Raw genomic sequence first — 22,620 nt, forward strand, 5'->3', positions numbered from 1 at the left:
GATAATTCAAATATGACATAAGTCATGTTTGAGGTGTATATATTTAATCCATTCATGTTTAAACACATATCAAAACATTGACCAAAGTCAGCTTTTTATGTTGATAACCGTCATGCACTGACCTTACGGTTGACAATTATCTTTGCGTAATATTAAAGGAACTCTTTTATTTTAAATATCTATGAGTGCAATCGTTGTATTGATCGGAATTAGTCTTATAGTAGCACTAACATTTCTGGCAGTTTTTATCTGGTCGGTGAAGTCCAATCAGTACGAGGATACGTACACTCCAAGCATCCGAATATTATTCGAAGAAGATGATCGACAAGGAACAGCAACACAAACCGGAAGCGACGAAAGCTAATTTAGAGCATTTCTCGTACGACAACGTAATTGTAAAGAATTTTGCAATTGCGACAATGTTTTGGGGGGTAGCCGGTATGGTCGTGGGACTATTAGTAGCTTTACAGCTTGCCAACCCTATTTTCAATTTTGATACGTCGTTTTTGACGTTCGGTAGACTTAGACCACTTCACACCAACGCCGTAATTTTCGCTTTTGTTGGTAATGGTATGTTTGCCGGTATCTATTATTCATTACCAAGATTGCTAAAAGCAAGAATGTACTCAGATCTTTTGGGTAAGATACATTTTTGGGGATGGCAATTAATCATTTTAGCCGCATTAATCACATTACCTTTAGGTTTTACTCAAGGTAAAGAATATGCAGAGTTAGAATGGCCAATTGATATTGCTATTGCTGTCATTTGGGTAGTTTTTGGTTTAAATATGATCATGACAATGATCAAACGTCGTGAGCGCCACTTATATGTAGCTATCTGGTTCTATATTGCCACTTTTGTTACAGTAGCGGTACTTCACATCGTAAACAGTTTATCATTACCATTATCATTCTTTAATTCTTATTCTGTTTTTGCAGGTGTTCAAGATGCATTAGTACAGTGGTGGTACGGTCACAATGCCGTAGCATTCTTCTTAACCACACCTTATTTAGGTTTGATGTACTACTTCGTACCTAAAGCAGCAAACAGACCTGTTTATTCGTATAGACTTTCGATCATTCACTTCTGGTCATTGATCTTTATCTATATCTGGGCAGGACCTCACCACTTATTATATACTGCATTACCAGATTGGGCTCAATCTTTAGGTACAGTATTCTCAGTTATGTTGATTGCTCCATCTTGGGGTGGTATGTTGAACGGTTTACTTACACTTCGTGGTGTTTGGGACAAAGTTCGTACTGAGCCAGTATTGAAGTTTATGGTGGTTGCTCTTACTGCATATGGTATGGCAACATTTGAAGGTCCAATGCTTTCATTCAAAAACGTTAATGCAATTACTCACTATACAGACTGGACAATTGCTCACGTTCACGTTGGTGCATTAGGTTGGAACGGTTTCTTAACATTTGGTATGTTATACTGGTTGTTCCCGAAAATGTACAGAACAAAATTACACTCATTGAAGTTGGCAAACGTTCACTTCTGGTTAGGTACATTAGGTATTGTATTCTATGTAGTACCAATGTATTGGGCAGGTCTAACACAATCATTAATGTGGAAAGACTTTACTCCAGAAGGATTCTTAAAGTACCCGAACTTCCTTGAAACAGTAACTCAGATTGTACCAATGTATATGCTTAGAGCATTAGGTGGTGCATTATATGTAATCGGTGCTTTAGTAGCAGTTTATAACTACTACATGACAGCTAAATCAGGTTCTTTACTAGAACAAGAAGAAGCTTCAGCTCCAGCATTACAAGGTTCTCACAAAGTAAAAAGATGGCATGAGTGGATTGAGGCTCGTCCGATCCAAATGACCATTTTATCAACAATTGCAATTTCAATTGGTGGTTTGGTAGAGTTCTTACCTACTTATTTTGTAGAGTCAAATACTCCAACAATTACAACAGTAAAACCATATACTCCTTTAGAGTTAAAAGGTCGTGATATTTATATTAGAGAAGGCTGTTACTTATGTCACTCTCAAATGATTCGTCCTTTCCGTTCAGAAACTGAACGTTATGGTGACTACTCTAAGTCAGGTGAATTTGTTTATGACCATCCATTCCAATGGGGTTCTAAACGTACTGGTCCAGACTTAGCAAGAGTGGGTGGTAAATATCCAGACTCGTGGCACTATAGCCATATGCTGGATCCAGGTTCAATGTCTCCTGGTTCAATTATGCCATCATACCCTTGGTTATTGGAAGACGAAATTTCTGTGGACGATGTTCCTGCTCAAATTAATTTGATGAGAAATTTAGGTGTTCCTTACGAAGAAGGATATGAGGACAAAGCAGTGGCCGATTTAGAGAAACAAGCAAAATCTATCACAGAGAGCTTATCTAAAGATGGTGCTGAATCTGCACCACACAAAGAAATCGTAGCCTTGATTGCTTACTTACAACGCTTAGGTGTTGATGCAAGTAAAGCATCAGAAGTTCCATTGAAATAATAATAAAGTAGTGACTTCTGCTTTGGTAGAAGTCACTCTTTTAAAAATATTGTTATGTATAAAGATGTACTTAGATCTATAGAAGATATCGAGATATTTCCAGTGATTGGTTTTATCATCTTTTTCACTTTTTTCATTGCTTGGAGTGTGTACGCATTTCGTATGAAAAAAGAATCTATTGCTGAATTATCCAGCTTGCCTTTAGATCTAGACGATGATACTGAAAATAATAACAGCACAAATGAATTTAAGTAAACTTTCGAGACACCTAATGACCCTAGTGATGACGCTGGGTATGATTCTGCTAAATGCACCGTCAACATTTGCTCAGTCATCAACAGAGAGCATGTTGCAATCAATGAACGCAAGTGAGTGGGCAATCACTTTACTAGGTTTTGCAATCGTCATTTTCTTTTTGATCTTCCTAGTATTGGCATTGGTGTTTTATACGGTTGTTGTTACAAAAAAACAGACAGATCAATAGCAGTTTTGCTTTGACTCTCAAAAATGAATTGAATCATGAAATCTGCAAATAAAAAAATATTAGCGTTAGCTGTACTAGCCCTGACAGGGCATTCTGCTTTTGCCGAAGGAGAACAGCTAATCTACGGCATAGATAACTTTGACGCATTAGTTTTTGCATTAGTAACAATCTTAGGATTATTATTCCTAGCGATTATGATTGTTGCTTTAGGGTTGTTGTTTGTAGTAAGACAAAGCCTTAAAACGTTACCAAAAACTGAGGAAGATATCGCTTTCGAAAAAGAAGGAGAAACAGGTTGGTGGCAGTTCTTCTGGCAGAAGATGAATGCTGCAAAACCATTGGCCTTGGAAGCAGACATCTTAATGGACCATAATTATGATGGTATCCAAGAATTAGATAACGATCTTCCACCTTGGTGGAAAGCCTTATTCTATATTTGTGTACTAAGTGGTTTTGTTTACTTAGGTGTTTATCACTGGTGGGCAGAAGACGATGGTGAACCAGTTTCTATTGCTGAGTATCATGCAGATGTAGAAAGAGCTGAGATTGCCAAAAAGGAATACCTTGCAACAATGGCCAATGCTATTGATGAAACAAATGTCGAAGCATCGACAGATGCAGGAGACTTAGCTGAAGGTAATACGCTTTTCCAAGCCAACTGTAAAGCATGTCATGGTGGAGCAGGTGAAGGTGGCGTTGGTCCAAACCTTACAGATGAGTATTGGTTACATGGTGGAGATATAGCAAGTATCTTCAAAACAATTAAATACGGTGTAACTGAAAAAGGTATGTTAGCTTGGGAATCGAAGTTAACACCTCAACAAATGCAACAAGTATCAAGCTATATTTTAAGCTTACAAGGAACAAATCCTCCAAACGGAAAAGCTCCTCAAGGTGAAAAAGTAGCTGCTGAATAAAACAATTAAATAGTGATAAGGGTAGTCTATATGATAGGTTACCCTTTTCACCTTATTTATATATTAATATATCATCATATATTGATGAAATACCTGAAAATCTGATTTCATTCCTTCATTAATCATGAGACAAGACCTGCATTCACAAGACCCAGATTCATTTAGAGACAGTATTTCGACTGTAGATGAGCATGGAAAAAGAGTTTGGCTATATCCTAAAAAGCCTAGTGGTAGGTATTATAATGCTCGTAAGTGGGTAGCATACATTCTGATCGCATTATTTTTTGTGGGTCCATTTGTTAAAATTGATGGACAGCCTTTCTTTATGATGAATATCCTTGAGAGAAAATTTGTCATTTTAGGGCAGCTATTTGTACCTCAGGATTTCTTTGTGTTTGTATTAATCATGATATCACTGATCATCTTCATTGTACTATTCACTGTAGTATATGGAAGAGTTTGGTGTGGATGGACTTGTCCTCAGACGGTATTTATGGAAATGGTATTCCGTAGAATTGAATATTGGATTGAGGGGGATGCTAATCAGAAAAGAAAATTAGATAAAGGACCTTGGACAAAAGAGAAGTACCTTAAAAAGATATCGAAGCATACTATCTTCATTATTTTCTCATTAGCGATTGCTAACATGGTATTGGGCTATATTATTGGAGGAGATGAGTTAGTACAAATGGTATCTCATCGTCCAAAAGAAAATTGGCCTGTATTCTTGGCACATATTGGATTTGCTGCAGTATTCTATTTTGTCTTTGCAAGGTTTAGAGAACAAGCTTGTACCCAAGTGTGTCCTTATGGTCGATTACAAGGAGTTTTCTTAGACAAAGATTCGATAGTTATTTCTTATGACCATGTAAGAGGTGAACCAAGAGGAAAACTGAAAAAGAAAAGAGCGACTTCACCTTCTGGATGTGGTGGTTGTGGTTCTGCAGAAAGAACAGAAACCAAAAAGATTGTTGGAAGAGCAAAACCAAAAAGAGCTCCACTTCCTGAAATAAAAAAGCCAGATGCTCAGGAGATTCCTAAACAGGAAGAAAAGAAAGAGGAAGTTCGTAAGATGACTTTAGAAGACGTTAATGCTTCTGTCACAGAAGAACAGCCACAAGGAGATTGTATTGATTGTAAACTATGTGTTCATGTTTGTCCAACAGGTATTGATATCAGAAATGGTACTCAGTTAGAATGTGTCAATTGTACTGCATGTATTGATGCATGTGATGAAGTGATGGACAAAATTGATAAGCCAAGAGGCTTAATCCGTTTTGCTTCTGCCAATGACATTGAAAAAGGACAACCATTTAAGTTTACTACTAGAATAAAGGCATACACAGCAGTGCTTTTAGTGTTAGTTGTTGCGGTAATGTATGCTTTAGTAGCTAGAAATGATATTGAAACAACTGTGCTTCGAGCGCCAGGTATGCTTTACCAAAAGGCAGAGAATGGAGACATTCGAAACCTGTATACCATTAATGTGATCAATAAATCAAGTTTTGATTATAATGACTTGAAAGTAGAATTAATTGATCCTGAAGGAAAGATCACTATCGCAGGTGGGCAGATGGTTCTAAAACAAGGAGGTAAGCTAGACGGAGCCTTCTTTATAGATATTAACCCAAATGATCTTGATGGTATGAAAAACAAGATTAAATTAAGAATTATCAATGGAGATCAGGTATTGGATGAAGTGACAACCAATTTCTTGGGTCCCATTAAGAAGAAATAGATAAATTAAATAATACGATGAAATTAAATTGGGGTTGGGGAGTTGTGATCGCATTTGTGGTCTTCGGAACCTTTATCATTGCTATGGTAATAAAGATGTTTACGGTACCTGTAAATATGGTATCAAAAGACTATTATGCCGAAGAGCAATTGCATGAAATACATCAGAAACAAAAGGAAAATATCAATACCTTATCAGAAGCTCCTGTTCTTACCTTGAATATGGAGGATGGAAATATTGATGTTATTCTTCCACCAGAATTAAAAAGTGTAAAAGGTCAAATCAGGTTTTTTAGACCCTCTGATAATAGATTAGATTTCAACGTTCCTTTAAAATTAAATGAAGATAATGCTCAATCTATTGATGCAAGTAGGATCATGAAAGGACGATGGATATTAAAAATGAGTTTTTCTGCCAATGGCAAAGAGTACTTATTTGAAAAAGCATTGGTGATTTAGTAATACTACTTATCATCTCATAATTAGCAACAAATGAACGAGTTATATATCACTGCATTAGGTATGGGTTTCGCTGGGAGTTTCCATTGCTTGGGAATGTGTGGGCCTATAGCTTTAGCGATTCAAGGAGGGAAATCTCAAGGTCCTCAACAGGTCTTTGATCGATTATTATATAATTTTGGACGAGCGACTACTTACACTTTATTAGGTGGGTTTGCAGGTTTATTAGGACAAGGACTCTCTTGGTTAGTTGGGTATCAGGTGTATTTAACAGCTTTTCTTGGAGTAATGATGTTGGCCTTTGGGATATTTGCTGTAAACCCTGATAAGTTATTGAGCTTTATTCCTTTCTTAGGAGGGTGGTTTCAATTTGTAAGGAAACAGCTCGGTAAATTCCTTAGAAATGCAAAGTGGTATAACTTCTTTTCCATTGGAATAATGAACGGTTTCTTGCCTTGTGGATTGGTATATATGGCTATGATAGCAGCATTGTCTACAAGCAGCATTTCTGAAGGTATGAGTTATATGTTTATGTTTGGCTTAGGAACTATACCTATGATGTTTGCTGTTGCAGTTGCTGGTCAGTTTATCGAAACAAAAGTCAGAAATCAGGTACGTCGTATTTATCCAGTGCTGTTTTTAGCAATGGGAGGTTTACTACTATTGAGAGCATATAATATTCACCAATCTTCTCAACAAATGGCGGATAAGCCAATGGAAGAGGTAGAAATGAAGTGTCACTAACCTTCTTTTGATTTATCATTTTTTTAAAGGAAAGACTATAAGAAATTCCTAAAAAAATTGTATATTTATTAGAAGTAATAAATGATTATATTCTTAATAGACCTAAGCGGATTTACCGCATACTAACCATAAATTTATCTTTTCGTAATGCCAAAACACGAGATCAAAACTTGCCAGCGTTGTCAAAAAAACTTCGAATGTAAGGTAGGGAATATCACTCAATGCCAATGTTACGAAGTAAAAATGACTTACGAAGAAACGCAACGTATGCATCAAGAGTATGAAGAATGCTTATGTGCAGCATGTATGTTGGAATTACAAATCCAGTATAGAAAAGAAGAATTAGTTGATAAGTAAAAACCGAAACTTTATATATCTACCAAGCCATAGGAATCTTTATTCTTATGGCTTTTTCATTTTTTTTGAATTTTTTTTCGATTGTATAATCCCTAGTTTTCTTATGGAGAAAGTAGATAAGAAATAGGATTGACAAGTCATAGAATAGTTAAATACGACCATTTAGAGTTATTATTTGTTTGAACATTTTTTAAATTTTGAATTATTGGATTATATCAATACCGTTGCTTTACGATTACTCCTTGCTGGATAACAGGTAGTTGTTTTTATGAAATAACCTTCAATATATTTGTGCAGCTATTAATTGTTTGATCAATCTAATTACTAACACTTAAATAAGCCTCACGACAGGCACAAATCCAATTCAATAATTTAACTACAGAATGAAAACTCAACTACTCTCGGTGATTCTTATTGGAATCATCACGGTAAGCTCTTACGCACAAGAACTTATCTCTTTCGATCAGTCCAATGGTCGAAAAACAATCTCCCTTCAACAAACAGAAAATGTATTACGACAGAAACTACAACTCAAAACCGCTACTAGTTTTCGACAAGTTGATACTAAAGTTGATGCCCTTGGTATAAGTCACAGACGTTTTCAAGAATTCTATCAGAATGTAAAAGTAGAGTATGGAGGATATACTCTAAATTTTAAAGGAGAAAAGCCACTTTCTATCGTTCATCATGTAACTTCAATTGCCTTGGAGACTATTGAGCCTTCTATTTCTGAAGAGGAAGCTTTGTCGCTTGCAATTAAAAATGTTGGAGCTTCAAAATACATGTGGCAAATGCCAAATCAGGAACAAATGGCAAAGAAAATGACCAATGGAAAATTGGCAACCTTTTATCCAAAAGGAGAGCTTGTGATTGTTCCAAATTATGAAGCTACAGATAGAGAAACCCGCTTAAAACCTGTTCTAGCATACAAGTTTGACATTTATGCTGAGGAGCCAGTAAGTAGATCTTACATTTATGTGGATGTGAAAACTGGAGATATTGTACATATCAATCCAATAATTAAACATGCAGAGGCGAATGGATCATTGTCTACAAGATACTCAGGGTCAAGAGCATCAAAAACAGATTCATATAACGGAAGCTACCGATTAAGAGATTACACAAGAGGTAATGGTATCGAAACTTACGATATGAACACAGGTACTAATTACAATAGTGCTGTAGATTTTACAGACAATGATAATAATTGGTCATCAAGCGAATGGAACAATAGCCAAAAAGACAATGCAGCATTGGATGCTCATTGGGGGGCACAGATGACTTACGATTACTTTATTGCATCACATAATAGAAATAGTTGGGATGGTAATGGGGCAACCATAAAAAGTTATGTTCACTATGATAAAGCTTATGACAATGCATTTTGGAATGGATCGGTAATGACTTATGGAGATGGTAGTGATACATATTTTGATGCACTGACTTCTTTGGATGTTGCTGCCCATGAAATTGGACATGCGATCTGTGAAACAACAGCAAATCTAGTCTATCAAAGAGAATCGGGAGCTTTGAACGAAGGTTTTTCCGACATTTGGGCCGCTTGTGTTGAACAATATGCAGCTCCAGAAAAAGATATTTGGTTAATCGGAGAGGATATTGAACGAAGATCAACGAGTCAAGCTTTACGATCTATGAGTGATCCTAACAGCGAAGGACAACCGGATACTTATGGTGGATCTTATTGGAAGAATCCAAATTGTGGCACTCCAACTCAGAGTAATGATTATTGTGGAGTACATACAAATAGTGGTGTACTAAACCATTGGTTTTATATTCTTACCGTAGGAAAAACGGGATCTAATGATATCGGAAGTAGTTATTCTGTATCTGCTATAGGTATCGAAAAAGCAGCAAAAATAGCTTATAGAACAGAAGCTGTTTATCTATCTTCTACTTCCACATTTGCAGATGCAAGAACTTTTTCGATCCAATCTGCTATTGATTTATATGGGTCGGGTTCAAACGAAGTGGTTCAAACCACAAATGCTTGGTATGCTGTTGGAGTAGGTAGCGAGTACGGAACAATCGCATATTGTGCTTCAAAAGGTAATGATGCATCTTATGAGTGGATTGCCAATGTAACAGTGGCCGATCTTGTGAATACTACTGGTACAAATGGTGGATATAATGACTTTTCGTCGTCTAAATCGGTATCATTGGCAGCAGGTAATTCCTATAATGTTTCGTTATCTCCAGGATTTTCGAATTCATCTTATGATGAGTATTGGAAAATATGGATAGATTTTAACGAAGACGGAGACTTTGAAGATGCCAATGAACTTGTTTTTGATGCCGGAAGTTTAAGTTCAACAACTGTAACAGGAAGTATTACAATTCCTGCTTCAGTAGGACCAGCATCAACAAAAATGAGAGTATCGATGAAGTACAACGCAAGTCAGACTGTTTGTGAAACATTTGATTATGGTGAAGTAGAAGATTATGCGGTGGAAATCACAACCGGTTCTCCATTAGTTTGTGATGTACCTTCTAATGTATCGGTAAATAATACTACTTCTACAACAACAGATATTTCATGGTCTGCAGTATCAGCAGCGAATGATTATACATTAAGAATAAGAGAAAGTGGTGGAACTTGGAGTCAATATACTGCAACAAGTGAAACAGCTACATTAACTGGACTATCAGCGTCAACTAATTATGAGGTACAAGTTTCTTCAAATTGTACTTCTGGTGCATCGTCGTTCTCGGCTACCAGTACATTTACAACAACAAGCGGTAATGGTGGTTCATTGAATTACTGTGCTTCAAATGGAAATAACGATACTTATTTCTGGATTGACAATGTCTCTTTTGGTGGCTTAAATAATAGTACTAATAAAGATGCTGGTTATGGTGATTATACAAGTCTATCTCCAGGAACTTTAACAAGAGGGGCTAGCGAAACCATAGATTTTAGTGCAGGATTCAGAGGAACGAGATATACTGTATATTGGTCAATATGGATTGATTACAATCAAGATGGAGATTTTGAAGATGCTAATGAGCTGTTTGTTCAAGGTTCTTCAAGTAGTGCAGGCAATTTAACGTCAACGCAGACAATACCAGCTACAGCGGTTCTTGGAACGACAAGGATGAGAGTGGCAATGAAGTACGGAGCAGTTTCCACACCATGTGAATCGTTTACGTATGGAGAGGTAGAAGATTATAGTGTAACCATTACTTCTGGAAGTACAATTAATGCTCCATTGGTATCCATAGGCCGAAAGTCTGTAGAAACTTTAGAAAGTGAATTGATGGTCCGAGACTTTAGTATTTATCCAAACCCAGCATCGTCGATGCTAACTATTAATGCGAGTTCATTTGTAGGGAATGGCATAATGAATATTTACAGTATAAACGGGAAAAATATTCTTACGATCCCTGTTACGGAGTCAAATACAAGATTACCACTTCAACAATTAAAGAAGGGGATGTACTTGATCAAAATAAACAATGAACTTGAATCACAAACGAAGAAGTTTATTGTAGAATAACTGTCCTATAATGTTAGTAATTAGAAGATAATCAATAATATAGTGAAGCTACTCTAAGATTCTTGGAGTAGCTTTTTTTAATTAGGGTCAACATCAATCGTTACCCATACTCTTTTGAAGTTCTTTTCCTCTTTAAGTTGAAGAATGGCATGGTGTATATAATTCTTCGCTTTTTTAAGGTCAAAATTCTCTCTTTCCAATTTGATGAGAATTTCAGAAAGGAAATAGTTTCTAATCTTGTTAATATTAGGCTCTTGAGGTCCTAAGATCCGTTTTCTACCTAACCAGTTGACTAAACGGTTGCCTAACCATTGTGCAGATTCTTTAGTGAGTTCCTGTTTTTCACTCCTTATAGTTAATTTAATAAGTCGAGTGAATGGAGGGTAATGATATTGTTGTCGTTCTGCTATTTCTTTTCGGTAGAAATTACGGTAATCATGCCTCGCTACTTTAGCAAATAAGGTTTCATTTGGAGTGGTTGTTTGTAATATTACTGTTCCCTTTTCACCTCTTCGTCCAGCTCTACCACTCACCTGGGTTAGAAGTTGAAAAGCACGTTCATGTGCTCTGAAATCTGGGAAATACAATAAGCGATCTGCATCTAATATTCCTACTACTCTTACATTACTAAAGTCTAAACCTTTAGTCACCATTTGTGTACCTACTAAGACATCGATATGACCGTGTTCGAAGTCTATCAGAATTTGTTCATAACTATGTTTTCGTCTAGTGGTGTCTAAATCCAGACGGCCAACTCTTAAATCAGTGAGGTAATCTTTCAGTCCTTCTTCTACTTTTTGTGTTCCTAATCCGACAGTTTTAATTTCTGTACTACCACAGGAAACGCAAGTATTTGGTACATGTTCTTTATGACCGCAGTAATGGCATCTCAATTCATTTTTATAGATATGATATGTGAGATTTACATTACAACTTGGGCAAGTGGGAACCCAACTACATACATTACAAGTAACATAAGGGGAATAACCTCTTCTGTTTTGAAAAAGGATTGCCTGATGTCCTTCTTCGGTCGTTTGATGTAAAGTCTGAAGAAGATCATCAGAAAAATCGTCCTTCATCTTCTTTTGCTTTCTTTTAGACTTTATATCGATAATTTTAATTTCTGGTAGCTGAGCATCACCATACCTTTCGCTTAATCCTGCGTAGGCATATTTTTGTTTGGCAGCAAGATAAAAGCTCTCTAGAGATGGAGTAGCAGAACCTAAAACTACTTTTGCATGATGAAAATGAGCCAAAACTAAAGCTAAATCACGTCCTTGATATCTTGGGGCAGGGTCATGTGCTTTATAGGATGAATCATGTTCTTCATCGACAATAATTAAGGAAAGATCTGAAAACGGTAAGAATAAAGAAGATCGTGTACCAACGACTACTTGAAAACGTCCTTCTTGAACACCTTTCCAAGTTTCAACTCTTTCATTATCCGAAAATTTTGAATGATAAATACCAAGTACATCACCAAAATATACTTTTAGTCTTCTTACTAATTGAGAGGTTAAAGCAATTTCTGGAATCATAAAAAGGGCTTGTTCTCCATTCTGGATTACCCCTTGTATTAATTGTAAATAGATTTCAGTTTTGCCACTTCCTGTCACTCCATGTAGAAGACAAACATTTTTTTCTTCTAGCCCTTTTATTGTTTTATGTAAGCATTCATTTTGTGCATCAGATAATTGTGGAGTGGGTTGCATCTTATCTGAAGCTGTTAATTCATAGCGAGGTATTTGACGTTCAAACTCTTCAAAAATGCCATTTTTTGTCATTGTACCCACAGAACTTGGAGATAATGCTCTTCCACTGTGGATAAAGTCTTTTTTTGCTACACCATGGTAGTTGCTTAAATGATCTTCATGTACAGGTACTAGCGTAAGGTATTTAAGCAACGCATCTTCTTGTTTCGCTTTCTTGCCAAGTTGTTCGAAAAGTTGATCCAAAGACTCTGGGTTTTCTGCGTATTGTTCAGTTAATCGAATACGCTTTTCCATCTTGGGCTTATACTTTTCTTTTATCTGCTCAATTAACAGAATTGCTTCTTTGGCAATAAGGTCTTTAATGGTTTTATATGGACTCTTTAGCTGGATGATATTCCCTACCTGAGTATATGGAATAGTCTGTTCCTTTTCTAAATGAGACAGTAAAGTAAACTCCCGATCATTTAGTATTTCAAGATTTTCTTGAATAATAAAATGTGGATGTAATTGTATATATGATTGACTACTGAGTTTTAACCCTGAAGGTAATGCTACATTTAATACTTCACCAATAGTACACATATAGTAATCAGCGATCCATTTCCAAAGTTTTATTTGTGATGGGTTTACACTGGGTTCTACTTCCAATACCTCTAAAATAGGTTTGGGTTCGTACTTATCAGGATGTTTATCATGAATTTCAGAAACAATACCCGTATACATTTTTCTGTTTCCAAACTCAACCAGTACCCTGTGACCAACCACTATAGCCACATCCATCATTGGTGGGATACTATAGCAGAAACTTTTTGGTATAGGAACAGGAAGAATTACTTCAGCAAACTTCATATATAATGGTATTGACTAAAAATCGTAAAGAGATAGAAAAAGTGTAATACTAATTATTACAGTCTTTTTCTTGGTGTTGTTGCTTGGAACTCTTTTAGGTATTCAGGTTCCCAGTAGGCAACATCTTTGAATTCATCTTTCTGGAAACTTTCTAGTGCCAGTTCTCCTATATATTGTGCAGAAGGAACGATGTTCTTAATAATTTTGGATGGTTTGCTAGCCAATAACTCTTGACATTTATCTGCTCCATTTCCAAAATATACTAGTCTACCAGAAATATCACTTAAACTATTTTCATCCATGATCATTGGCTGAGGGGCAAGAATCTCTTTCATATCAGCTGTAAATAATGCTGTGTAGACTTCCATTCTTCTTGCATCAATCATAGGACAAATATTATCCTCCGATTCTGCATAATAAGAAACTTGCAAGGCCATAGAAGCCAATGTACTTACTCCAATAAGTGGTATGTCTAAAGTATAGCATAATCCTTTTGCAGTAGCAGCTCCAATTCGAAGACCAGTATAAGAACCAGGTCCTTCTGAAACAGCAACAGCTTTTAAATCAGTCATTGCAATACCTGCGTTGTCAGTAATATTTTTGATCATTACAGAAAGGTATTCTGAGTGTGACTTATCAATATGCTGCTCATAATAAGACAACAATTCACCTTCTAATGTATGTAATGCTACTGAACAAACAGTAGTGGAGGTATCAATGCTTAAAATCATGGATGATTTAAGATTTAAAATTTATGATATAAGAGATCTCGACATCTCTAGGAATAGTACTGCAAAAGTAAAAATACTATTTCAGTTTGATCTTATCGGTTAACAAATAATTTGACACCCCAATACAACACGGTAAATTATAATGGAGATAGGGGGTACAAACCTTGTTTACTGATACTTATTTATTCAATAACTTTTGCATTAATAAATATAGGATCTAATGGCCATTCACCTTCAGTAGGAACAGCACAAATCTTATCTACTACATCCATTCCTTCTATTACTTCACCAAAAACAGTGTGTTGACCGTCTAAATGTGGATCGCCACCTATTGTTCTATAGATATTTTTTTGCTCCTCTGTATATTCTAGACCATTTTCCTGTTCAGATGCTTGCAAGTCGCCTTCTGTTACCTCTCTTCCTTGAACAATAAAGAAATCGAAAGGTGTAGATTGTCGAGTAGGGTTGTTTTTATAAGCTCTAGCAGCTGAAAGTGCACCTCTCTTATGAAAAAAGCGTCTTGGATCAATTTCATTTGGAACATGATACTTCCCGACCTTTCTTTTCTTTACTCTAAAATCAGGTTCGTCAGAGTCTCCACCTTGAGCAATGAAATTAGGTACAACTCTATAAAATTGAGAATCGTTAAAGTACCCTTTCTTTGTTAGCAAGATAAAAGAGGCTCTGTGTTTCCATGTTTCTTTATAAAGCTTAAGCTTAATATTACCGTATTTGGTTTCGATCAATACAATTGTTTCTTGGTTTTCAGGACCATACCAGTCCAATACTTTCATAATATTGGTGTCATCTAACTTCGGTATTGTTCTGTTGACTTTAGTTTTCTTTTCGTACTCCTGTTTAGTGTATTTATTACTATTATTTTCGTTACAAGAATATGCAATAAAACCAAGAATAAGTATGAATAATTTGAGTTTGAAATTTCTTAACATTGGCTGTCTGTATTAAAAAAGTTTACTCAAATGTATAGAATCGCAGAAAAATAACAATTCTTGAGGCGTGTATATTTTGTTTATAACGAATTTTTAGATTCTATGTAACATTGAGTTAACAGAAAACCTTTTTTAATTAACACCAAGTTTAAGATTTCTAAAATAATACAACATAGACCACTCCTACATTTGCAACGTGATTTGGTTAACACAGTTTTAGTATTTAAGAATTTAAACAAACAATGAAACAATTTTTCATTTCATTTACGCTAATTATTCTTTCAATCTCAGCCTTTGCTCAGAAGGGGCTTATCAAGGGTAACGTAAAAGACGCAGATACAGGTGAAGATGTAATCGGTGCGAGTGTTTCTTTATCAGGAACAACAACTGGTGCATCAACTGATATTTTTGGTAACTTCCAATTTAACGCTCCTGTAGGTAATTATACTTTAGTAGCTTCATTTATCGGTTACAAAAAAACAACTCAAGAAATTTCAGTAGTAGAAGGAGAAGAAGTTGTAGTTAACTTTTCTCTTCCTTTAGATGCACAAGAGCTTGAGGCTGTTGAAATCGTAGCGAAAGCAAATACAGAATCAGCAGGTGCTTTGATGGTAGAGCGTCAGAATTCTGATGTAATGATCCAAGCAATTGGTGCTGAAGAGATGTCAGTAAAAGGTATTTCAGATGCTGAAGACGCTGTAGCCAATGTAACAGGTGTTACTAAGGTAGAAAGTAGAGGTCTTTTCGTTAGAGGCTTAGGTGATAGATATAACAACGCAACAGTTAATGGTTTAGTAGTTCCTTCTACAGACCCTAACAAAAAAGTAATTGACTTGGGATTGTTCTCAACAGATGTTGTTAGAAATATTGATATCAACAAAACGTTTAATCCTTCTTTATATGGTGATTTTGCAGGTGCAACTGTAAATATTGTTACTAAAGACTATCCAGATGAAGGATTTTTCACAATAGGCTTATCAGGAGCTTATAACTCTATCGCTACTGGAAATGGTTTTAAAACGTTTGCAGATGGTGATATGGAAATGTTAGGTTTTTCAGGTAATGGTAGAGCTTTACCTACAGAAATGTACAACAGAGAAGTTCCTAACTCATATGACAACTCATTCTCACCAACATATAAAACGGCAGGTCCTAACATGAGCTTTAGTGCTGCAGGTGGTAACCTTTACGAATTTGGTGACGAAAGTGCTTTCGGTTTTATTGCATCAGCTTCATTTGATAACGAATATGAAATCAGAGAAGGTGTAAAAAGAACTTACAGAGCAGAAGGTACTACAATTAACAACTACGACTCAAAAGAATATATCTACTCTACAAACACAACCGCAATGGGTAATATGTTCTACAAGATCAACAATAAGAATCAAATCTCATTCAATAATATCTTCATCAATGAGTCAGCTAACAGTGTGTTAGACTTACAAGGTAAGCATGAAGAATTAGGTAGAGAAGAGCCAATCTTTAGAGAGCGTAATACTTATACTCAAAACACAGTAAATATTCATCAATTACTTGGTGATCATAAATTCGGCGAAAACGATCGCTTAACAGTATCATGGGGCGCTGGTTACTCTAAATCAAGATCACAAGAGCCAGATAGACGTCAGTTGACATATAGAGATCTTGAGTATGAAAATGGTGAATTTACAGGTAAACTATTCGCAAATGCTCCAGATGACTCTCATAGATTCTGGTCAGATATGAACGAGAATACTTGGTCAGCAAGAATTGGAGCAACTTACGGTCTTGGTGAGTACAATGAATACAATGATACTTACAGAAGTAATTTATCAGTAGGTTACAACGGGTCATTCAAAGACAGAACTTTCGAATGGTGGATGTCTACATTAAGTATCCAAGGTGTTCCTCCAAGAATCGATATTGATAACCCTCAAGAAGATCTAGATCAAAACTTTGCAGATGGTACTTTAACTTACAAGCCAATTGTTCGTTACGATACTAAATTTAATGCAGTGATGAATGTAAATGCATTCTACGCAGATTATGGTTATGAGATCGTTCCTGAAAAATTAAAAATGAATGTTGGAGCTCGTTTCGAGCAAGGTTACCAAGAAGTAGCTTACAAAGACGAAGGAACTACAGATCCTAACGCTCCAGACAATTTAAATATCAAAGAAACTAGTAATTTCTTACCATCATTGAGCTTCAAATACTCGCTTAATGAAAAGTCAAACATCCGTTTAGCAGCATCACAGACTCTTATTCGTCCAATGATGTCAGAGTTAATTCCTTTCCGTTTCACTTTTGCCAACGGTCAGAAGATTGTAGGTAACCCGAACTTGGAAAACTCAGATGTATTGAACTTCGATCTTAAGTATGAGATCTTCCCTAACTCAGGTGAATTATTCTCAGTAGGTGTATTTGCTAAGCAAATTGACAATACAATCGAGTTAGTAACAAAAGCGTCAGCGATTACAGAATTTACTTATGTAAACGCAGGTACTTCGCATGTTGCTGGTGTTGAAATCGAATTAAACAAAAGATTATCAAATATCTTCCAAAATGGAGGAGAGTGGTTATCTAGATCAAATGTTGGATTCAATACTACATTATTAACTTCACAAACAGACTTAAGCGGTTCTGCTGGTCAGTTTACAAACGAGCAAAGAGCAATGTACGGAGCATCTCCTTATATGGTGAATGCAAATGTATCACACGAAGCAAACATTTTTAGTGATAATGTAACTTCAATCTTCACTGTAACTTACAACACATTCGGTGATAGAATTGTAGCAGCAGGTTCACAAGGTGCTGGTGATATCTACGAAAGATCTTATGGAACACTAAACTTTGTTTGGAAGAATAAAATTGGTGAAAAAATCAGCTTAGACTTATCAGTGAAAAACATCTTAAACCCAGACATTACTCTTGAGCAAGAGTTCACAAACGGAACACAAGGTGTTGTTGAAACTTATAAGAAAGGAGTTGATGCTAAGTTAGGCTTCAAATACAGTTTTTAGCATAAAAAAAAGAGGAAGTAAATGGAACTTACGACCTCTCCTTTAAAAATTAATATTTTAATTCTCGAGACAAATTTACAACTTTTAATTATGAAAAAGCAATTTAAAACAGCTGCATTTATCGCATTAGTTGGTTTATTCACAATATCATGTGATTCTGATGATGTAACAGGACCTATCGATGACAACATTAACGGAGATACTCCTGCAGATTCAACTGGTACAGATGATGATGCTAGACTTCAAGATCAAGCATTAGCAGCAGGTAAAATTGTATCGAATGGTGCAGGTACAGGTGCTGGTGATTTACCATCATGGGCAAAAGGTACTGATTACGCAGGTACTTCGGTTTCTGGTGATTTTGATTTAACAATCACTGCTGGAGATTTAGCTGACAATCAATTATCATGGTCAGGTAATGTTTCTATCACAGGTGCTGTTAAAGTTCCAGCTGGTAAAACTTTAACTATTGCTGAAGGCACAGTAATTGAAGCACAAGCATCAGATTCATATTTAATGGTCTTACAAGATGCAAAAATTGACGCGCAAGGTACAGAGGAAAACATGATCGTTTTCACTTCTAAAGATAAAACTCCAGGTGCATGGGGTGGTTTATTACTTAACGGTAGAGCTACAATTAATAATGGCGATGCTAACGGTGAAGCTTCTCCAGAAGTTGATTCAAACGTTACTTATGGTGGTACAAACGATTCTGATGATTCAGGTATCTTAACTTTCGTAAGAGTTGAATTCTCTGGTTACAAATATGGTGATGAGTCAGAGCACAACGCATTTACTTTCTCAGGTGTAGGTTCAGGTACTGAATTATCAAACTTACAAGCTTTCAAAGGTACTGATGATGGCCTTGAGTGGTTCGGTGGTACTGTAAGTGGTGAGAACTTAGTTTCAGTTGGTTGTGAAGATGATTCATTTGACTGGGCACATGGTTACGTTGGTTCATTAACGAACTTATGGGTAATTCATGATGCTTCAAGATCTTTCGATAAAGGTTTTGAAATTGACAACAACTCTAAAAACAACTCAGCTGAGCCTTACACTAAAGCTACAGTTACTAACGTAACAGTTGAAGGTGTTGCTGGTGAAACTACTGCTTTCAGAGTTAGAGAAGGTGCTAAAGGTAACTTCATCAATGTAAAAGTTGTAAACGCTAAGAAAGGATTTGACGTTCACAATGATGTTACAATCAACAACGTAATGAACAACGAATTAACAGTATCTGCTTACACAGCTGAGTCTGTTGATACAGAAGTTGCTTATGTTGATGACTGTGAAACTTGTGAGTAAGTCATAGATGATATACAAAAAGGTATAGCATAATTACCCTAAGCTAATACTAAAAACTCGCAAAGACCAAATCAGTGAGTACCCTAGGTTAATAGAATTAGCCTAGGGTTTTTTATTGAATAATTTTACGGAATAATTGTATTTGGTAAGTAATAACTATCTGAAAAATAGTTGTTTATTGTGATGCAGTGAACGAATAGTTAAGTTATAGTATGAAGAATAACCAATACTATTACTTAATTATCATCACTATATTATTAACAACTACATCGATTAATGCACAGGTTTATCTTGGAATTAGTGGAGGAGCCTCACTTATTAATCAAAACGATATTGAATTTTGGCAGCAAAGATATGAAGTAGAAGGAGTGTCTACCACTCGTAAACTTTTTATTGGATATCAATTTAAATATTTAGGATTTGAGTTAGGAAACCGTTTCTTGGGAAATGTTTCAGAACAAACCGATTTATATGTTTTAAATGCTGATAAAAAGGGGTGGGATTTTACCGGAATTGGACGTTATTCCTTTGGGAGGCTTTCAGCTTTTGTTAAAGCTGGAGTAGTGTTTCTTAGTCATCGAAACTACTATACTTTGATTTATGAAAATCATGTAAACACATACCTTAATAAGGTAAAATCTCAGGATGTATTACTGGGTGTGGGCAGTGATTTTAGTGTTACAAATTTTCTTGCTTTACGTTTAGAGTATGAAGTAATTATGGTACAAGAATCAAATAACTATCATTCCATTACTCTTGGTACATTATTTAAAATTCGTCATAAATAAAAAAAGGCTGTCTTTTTTACGAGACAGCCTTTTTTGCTATATAAAAATAAAGATTAACTCTTCATTGCACCAGTCAACTGAATAGTTTGTCTAGTGATATACGTAGACATATCAGAAGCTAAGAATACGCAAAGATCTGCAACTTCCTCTGGCTTACCACCTCTTTTCATAGGGATATCAGCCAACCATTCGTCTTTAATTTTTTGATCTAAAGTAGCTGTCATTTCAGTTTCGATGAAACCTGGAGCAACAGCATTAACACGAATATTACGAGGAGCCAATTCTTTAGCTACCGACTGTGTGAAACCAATAATACCTGCTTTTGATGCAGCATAGTTTGCTTGACCAGCATTACCATAAACACCAACAACAGAACTCATATTAATGATTGAACCGCTACGTTGCTTTAAGAAAGTTCTAGTAGCTGCTTTAGTCATATTGAATACAGAGTTTAAGTTAACTCTGATTACATCATTGAATTGTTCTTCAGACATACGCATTAAAAGTGTATCTCTTGTAATACCTGCGTTGTTGATAAGCGCATCCAATGAATCGAAATCTGATGTGAAATCAGCAATTAATTTTTCAGCCGCTTCCATTTGAGATGCATCTGAACGGTAACCTCTAGCTTTGATGCCATAAGCCTCAAGCTCAGCTACTAATGCCTCACCTTTTTCTACACTTGAAAGGTAAGTGAAGCCTATATTTGCGCCATGCTCCGCGCAACGAATTGCGATTGCGCGTCCAATACCCTTAGACGCACCAGTAATCAAAACGTTTTTGCCTTCTAGCAGTTTCATGGTGTGTGTTTCTAGTTTATAGAATTAATTCAGTCCGCAAGATACAAAAAAGATATAATGAACAAGTTTTATTACCATTTATCATACGATTAATTACACTTTTTTTCCTGTTTTTAGAACAATGACATTTTCTAACAACTAAAACGAACAAGTATTCACTTTGAATTGTATCTTTGGTGCGGTAAAAATGAAATATTACTTCCATGGAAAAATTATTAGAGAGATTCTTAAGATACGTAAAAATTGATACTGAATCTGTTCCAGGTGTGGAGCAAATTCCGAGTACAAAAAAACAGTTTGACTTAGCGAATTTGTTGGTTGAGGAATTGAAAGAAATAGGTTTAGAAGAGGTAACTATCGATGAGAATTGCTATGTGATGGCAACTTTACCATCGAACGTAGATAAAGAAGTTCCTACCATTGGTTTTGTAGCCCATGTAGACACAACTCCCGATCTTACAGGTAAAAATGTAAACCCTCAGGTATGGGAAAATTACGATGGAGAAGATATCGTTTTAAATAAAGAAAAAGGTATCGTTTTATCTACTGAAGAATTTCCAGAAATCAAGCAATATGTAGGTCAGACGATTGTTACCACTGATGGTACAACGCTTTTAGGAGCTGATGATAAAGCAGGTGTAGCTGAAATCATGACAGCCATGGATTACTTGGTGAAAAATCCTGAAATAAAGCATGGTAAAATCAGAATTTGCTTTACTCCAGATGAGGAAGTAGGTAAAGGTGCTGATCTATTTGATGTTGATAAATTCGGTGCAGAATGGGCTTACACTATGGACGGTGGTCCAATGGGTGAGTTTGAATATGAAAACTTTAATGCAGCATATGCAGAGGTGACTTTCAGAGGGCAAAATGTACACCCAGGTACTGCAAAAGGTAAGATGGTGAACTCAATGAATATTGCTGCTAAGTTTGCAACAAAATTTCCAGATAGTGAAACACCAGAAACGACTGAAAAGTATGAGGGTTTCTATCACTTATTAACGATGACAGGTAGTGTAGAAGAATCGAAACTTCAATACATTATCAGAGATCATGATAGAACAATTTTTGAGGCAAGAAAAGACCATATGAAAGCACTTGTCGGTACATTCAGAAATGAATACGGTATGAATAGTGTTGAATTGAATATGGTAGATCAATATTACAATATGAAAGAAAAGGTAGAGCCTAACATGCATATTGTAGATCTTGCATTAGATGCAATGAAAGCCTTGGATATTGAGCCTGATGTGAAAGCTATTAGAGGCGGGACTGACGGTGCTCGTTTATCATTTATGGGATTGCCTTGTCCTAATATTTTTGCAGGTGGACATAACATGCATGCCCGTTATGAGTATGTTCCTGTTCCAACAATGGAAGCAGCAACGAAAGTAATTGTAAAAATTGCTGAGTTGGTAGCAACGAAGTAAAAGATATAATCAATCTTAAAACTACCTTTTTAATAGTATTGAAAAGGTAGTTTTATTTTAAGAACTTTTTCCAATCTATTTTAGGACAAAACGGTATTAGTTTGTCGTATTCAATGATCGATTCAATCTCGTTTTCTAATAAGTTATCTGTTTTATATTGTACCTGAATATAAGTCCCATCGTAATTGTATAGTTCATATTTTTTTCCTAATTGATTCATGGTACTCAGCAGGTCGGAAAAGTATTGTACAATCTCAGCCTTCTGTATCAGCGAGAGTTTATTGAAAGTGATGTGCTGGAGGTTGATCATATTTAAAAAGTATAGGTATTCGATTAAATTTGGTTCTGGGGTTGTCGTGA

At 35.8% G+C, this 22,620-nt stretch carries 19 protein-coding genes; 14 read left to right on the forward strand and 5 right to left on the reverse strand.

Annotated elements, in window-relative coordinates:
* The first annotated feature begins 181 nt into the window (after positions 1–181).
* From ccoS to HGP29_RS01180, 10 genes are all read left to right on the forward strand, one after another.
* A complete protein-coding gene (gene ccoS, locus HGP29_RS01135) occupies positions 182–364 on the forward strand; it encodes a cbb3-type cytochrome oxidase assembly protein CcoS (RefSeq protein ID WP_168880468.1) in 183 nt (60 codons plus the stop codon).
* Positions 318–2,480, forward strand: coding sequence for a cytochrome-c oxidase, cbb3-type subunit I (ccoN, locus tag HGP29_RS01140; RefSeq protein WP_168880469.1), 2,163 nt, complete (start codon positions 318–320; stop codon positions 2,478–2,480). The genes ccoS and ccoN overlap by 47 nt, the downstream gene beginning before the upstream one ends.
* A gap of 54 nt (positions 2,481–2,534) precedes the next feature.
* A complete protein-coding gene (locus HGP29_RS01145) occupies positions 2,535–2,735 on the forward strand; it encodes a hypothetical protein (protein WP_168880470.1) in 201 nt (66 codons plus the stop codon).
* Positions 2,736–2,775: 40 nt separating this feature from the next.
* Entirely contained in the window at positions 2,776–2,964 is a 189-nt protein-coding gene (locus HGP29_RS01150; protein WP_211093169.1) for a hypothetical protein, read from the forward strand.
* Positions 2,965–2,999: 35 nt separating this feature from the next.
* The gene (locus HGP29_RS01155; protein WP_168880472.1) at positions 3,000–3,881 is read left to right on the forward strand and encodes a cbb3-type cytochrome c oxidase N-terminal domain-containing protein; all 882 of its coding nucleotides are present in this window, start codon (positions 3,000–3,002) and stop codon (positions 3,879–3,881) included.
* 124 nt (positions 3,882–4,005) lie between these two features.
* Complete coding sequence (locus HGP29_RS01160; protein ID WP_168880473.1) at positions 4,006–5,619, forward strand: 4Fe-4S dicluster domain-containing protein; 1,614 nt, start codon at positions 4,006–4,008, stop codon at positions 5,617–5,619.
* A 17-nt stretch (positions 5,620–5,636) separates the two neighbouring features.
* Entirely contained in the window at positions 5,637–6,077 is a 441-nt protein-coding gene (locus HGP29_RS01165; protein ID WP_168880474.1) for a FixH family protein, read from the forward strand.
* Between the two features lie 33 nt (positions 6,078–6,110).
* Positions 6,111–6,821, forward strand: coding sequence for a sulfite exporter TauE/SafE family protein (locus tag HGP29_RS01170; RefSeq protein ID WP_168880475.1), 711 nt, complete (start codon positions 6,111–6,113; stop codon positions 6,819–6,821).
* A gap of 147 nt (positions 6,822–6,968) precedes the next feature.
* Positions 6,969–7,178: a cysteine-rich CWC family protein gene (locus tag HGP29_RS01175; RefSeq protein WP_168880476.1), complete on the forward strand. Its 210-nt coding sequence runs from the start codon at positions 6,969–6,971 to the stop codon at positions 7,176–7,178.
* A 383-nt stretch (positions 7,179–7,561) separates the two neighbouring features.
* Complete coding sequence (locus tag HGP29_RS01180) at positions 7,562–10,693, forward strand: M4 family metallopeptidase (RefSeq protein WP_168880477.1); 3,132 nt, start codon at positions 7,562–7,564, stop codon at positions 10,691–10,693.
* A gap of 77 nt (positions 10,694–10,770) precedes the next feature.
* Here HGP29_RS01180 and priA read toward each other — a convergent pair whose 3' ends face one another.
* The 3 genes from priA to HGP29_RS01195 all read right to left on the reverse strand — a co-directional run bounded on the left by priA (position 10,771) and on the right by HGP29_RS01195 (position 14,935).
* Positions 10,771–13,254: a replication restart helicase PriA gene (gene priA, locus HGP29_RS01185; protein WP_168880478.1), complete on the reverse strand. Its 2,484-nt coding sequence runs from the start codon at positions 13,252–13,254 to the stop codon at positions 10,771–10,773.
* A 56-nt stretch (positions 13,255–13,310) separates the two neighbouring features.
* The gene (gene tsaB, locus HGP29_RS01190; RefSeq protein WP_168880479.1) at positions 13,311–13,985 is read right to left on the reverse strand and encodes a tRNA (adenosine(37)-N6)-threonylcarbamoyltransferase complex dimerization subunit type 1 TsaB; all 675 of its coding nucleotides are present in this window, start codon (positions 13,983–13,985) and stop codon (positions 13,311–13,313) included.
* Between the two features lie 182 nt (positions 13,986–14,167).
* Positions 14,168–14,935 carry a peptidylprolyl isomerase gene (locus tag HGP29_RS01195; protein ID WP_168880480.1) on the reverse strand — a complete coding sequence of 256 codons (768 nt, stop codon included), beginning with the start codon at positions 14,933–14,935 and terminating at the stop codon, positions 14,168–14,170.
* 242 nt (positions 14,936–15,177) lie between these two features.
* Here HGP29_RS01195 and HGP29_RS01200 point away from each other — a divergent pair, with 242 nt between their 5' ends.
* The 3 genes from HGP29_RS01200 to HGP29_RS01210 all read left to right on the forward strand — a co-directional run bounded on the left by HGP29_RS01200 (position 15,178) and on the right by HGP29_RS01210 (position 20,030).
* On the forward strand, positions 15,178–17,937 hold the full coding sequence (locus HGP29_RS01200) for a TonB-dependent receptor (RefSeq protein WP_168880481.1): 2,760 nt from the start codon (positions 15,178–15,180) through the stop codon (positions 17,935–17,937).
* A 90-nt stretch (positions 17,938–18,027) separates the two neighbouring features.
* Positions 18,028–19,242, forward strand: coding sequence for a hypothetical protein (locus tag HGP29_RS01205; RefSeq protein ID WP_168880482.1), 1,215 nt, complete (start codon positions 18,028–18,030; stop codon positions 19,240–19,242).
* Positions 19,243–19,454: 212 nt separating this feature from the next.
* Positions 19,455–20,030, forward strand: a complete 576-nt coding sequence (locus HGP29_RS01210; protein WP_168880483.1) for a porin family protein — start codon at positions 19,455–19,457, stop codon at positions 20,028–20,030.
* 53 nt (positions 20,031–20,083) lie between these two features.
* Here HGP29_RS01210 and fabG read toward each other — a convergent pair whose 3' ends face one another.
* On the reverse strand, positions 20,084–20,830 hold the full coding sequence (gene fabG / locus HGP29_RS01215) for a 3-oxoacyl-[acyl-carrier-protein] reductase (RefSeq protein ID WP_168880484.1): 747 nt from the start codon (positions 20,828–20,830) through the stop codon (positions 20,084–20,086).
* 203 nt (positions 20,831–21,033) lie between these two features.
* Between fabG and pepT the strand changes: the two genes are divergently transcribed.
* Positions 21,034–22,260, forward strand: coding sequence for a peptidase T (gene pepT, locus HGP29_RS01220; RefSeq protein WP_168880485.1), 1,227 nt, complete (start codon positions 21,034–21,036; stop codon positions 22,258–22,260).
* 52 nt (positions 22,261–22,312) lie between these two features.
* Here the strand turns inward: pepT and HGP29_RS01225 are convergent, their stop codons facing one another.
* Positions 22,313–22,570 (reverse strand): hypothetical protein, encoded by a 258-nt coding sequence (locus HGP29_RS01225; RefSeq protein WP_168880486.1) that lies wholly within the window; start codon positions 22,568–22,570, stop codon positions 22,313–22,315.
* Positions 22,571–22,620: the final 50 nt, after the last annotated feature.

It is taken from the genome of Flammeovirga agarivorans (assembly GCF_012641475.1).
Taxonomy (GTDB): Bacteria; Bacteroidota; Bacteroidia; order Cytophagales; family Flammeovirgaceae; genus Flammeovirga; species Flammeovirga agarivorans.

Excerpts from the sequence above, each read along its gene's own strand:
- ccoS (WP_168880468.1), top strand. The coding sequence starts at position 182 with ATGAGTGCAATCGTTGTATTGATCGGAATTAGTCTTATAGTAGCACTA.
- ccoN (WP_168880469.1), top strand. The coding sequence starts at position 318 with ATGATCGACAAGGAACAGCAACACAAACCGGAAGCGACGAAAGCTAAT.
- HGP29_RS01145 (WP_168880470.1), top strand. The coding sequence starts at position 2,535 with ATGTATAAAGATGTACTTAGATCTATAGAAGATATCGAGATATTTCCA.
- HGP29_RS01150 (WP_211093169.1), top strand. The coding sequence starts at position 2,776 with ATGATTCTGCTAAATGCACCGTCAACATTTGCTCAGTCATCAACAGAG.
- HGP29_RS01155 (WP_168880472.1), top strand. The coding sequence starts at position 3,000 with ATGAAATCTGCAAATAAAAAAATATTAGCGTTAGCTGTACTAGCCCTG.
- HGP29_RS01160 (WP_168880473.1), top strand. The coding sequence starts at position 4,006 with ATGAGACAAGACCTGCATTCACAAGACCCAGATTCATTTAGAGACAGT.
- HGP29_RS01165 (WP_168880474.1), top strand. The coding sequence starts at position 5,637 with ATGAAATTAAATTGGGGTTGGGGAGTTGTGATCGCATTTGTGGTCTTC.
- HGP29_RS01170 (WP_168880475.1), top strand. The coding sequence starts at position 6,111 with ATGAACGAGTTATATATCACTGCATTAGGTATGGGTTTCGCTGGGAGT.
- HGP29_RS01175 (WP_168880476.1), top strand. The coding sequence starts at position 6,969 with ATGCCAAAACACGAGATCAAAACTTGCCAGCGTTGTCAAAAAAACTTC.
- HGP29_RS01180 (WP_168880477.1), top strand. The coding sequence starts at position 7,562 with ATGAAAACTCAACTACTCTCGGTGATTCTTATTGGAATCATCACGGTA.
- priA (WP_168880478.1), bottom strand. The coding sequence starts at position 13,254 with ATGAAGTTTGCTGAAGTAATTCTTCCTGTTCCTATACCAAAAAGTTTC.
- tsaB (WP_168880479.1), bottom strand. The coding sequence starts at position 13,985 with ATGATTTTAAGCATTGATACCTCCACTACTGTTTGTTCAGTAGCATTA.
- HGP29_RS01195 (WP_168880480.1), bottom strand. The coding sequence starts at position 14,935 with ATGTTAAGAAATTTCAAACTCAAATTATTCATACTTATTCTTGGTTTT.
- HGP29_RS01200 (WP_168880481.1), top strand. The coding sequence starts at position 15,178 with ATGAAACAATTTTTCATTTCATTTACGCTAATTATTCTTTCAATCTCA.
- HGP29_RS01205 (WP_168880482.1), top strand. The coding sequence starts at position 18,028 with ATGAAAAAGCAATTTAAAACAGCTGCATTTATCGCATTAGTTGGTTTA.
- HGP29_RS01210 (WP_168880483.1), top strand. The coding sequence starts at position 19,455 with ATGAAGAATAACCAATACTATTACTTAATTATCATCACTATATTATTA.
- fabG (WP_168880484.1), bottom strand. The coding sequence starts at position 20,830 with ATGAAACTGCTAGAAGGCAAAAACGTTTTGATTACTGGTGCGTCTAAG.
- pepT (WP_168880485.1), top strand. The coding sequence starts at position 21,034 with ATGGAAAAATTATTAGAGAGATTCTTAAGATACGTAAAAATTGATACT.
- HGP29_RS01225 (WP_168880486.1), bottom strand. The coding sequence starts at position 22,570 with ATGATCAACCTCCAGCACATCACTTTCAATAAACTCTCGCTGATACAG.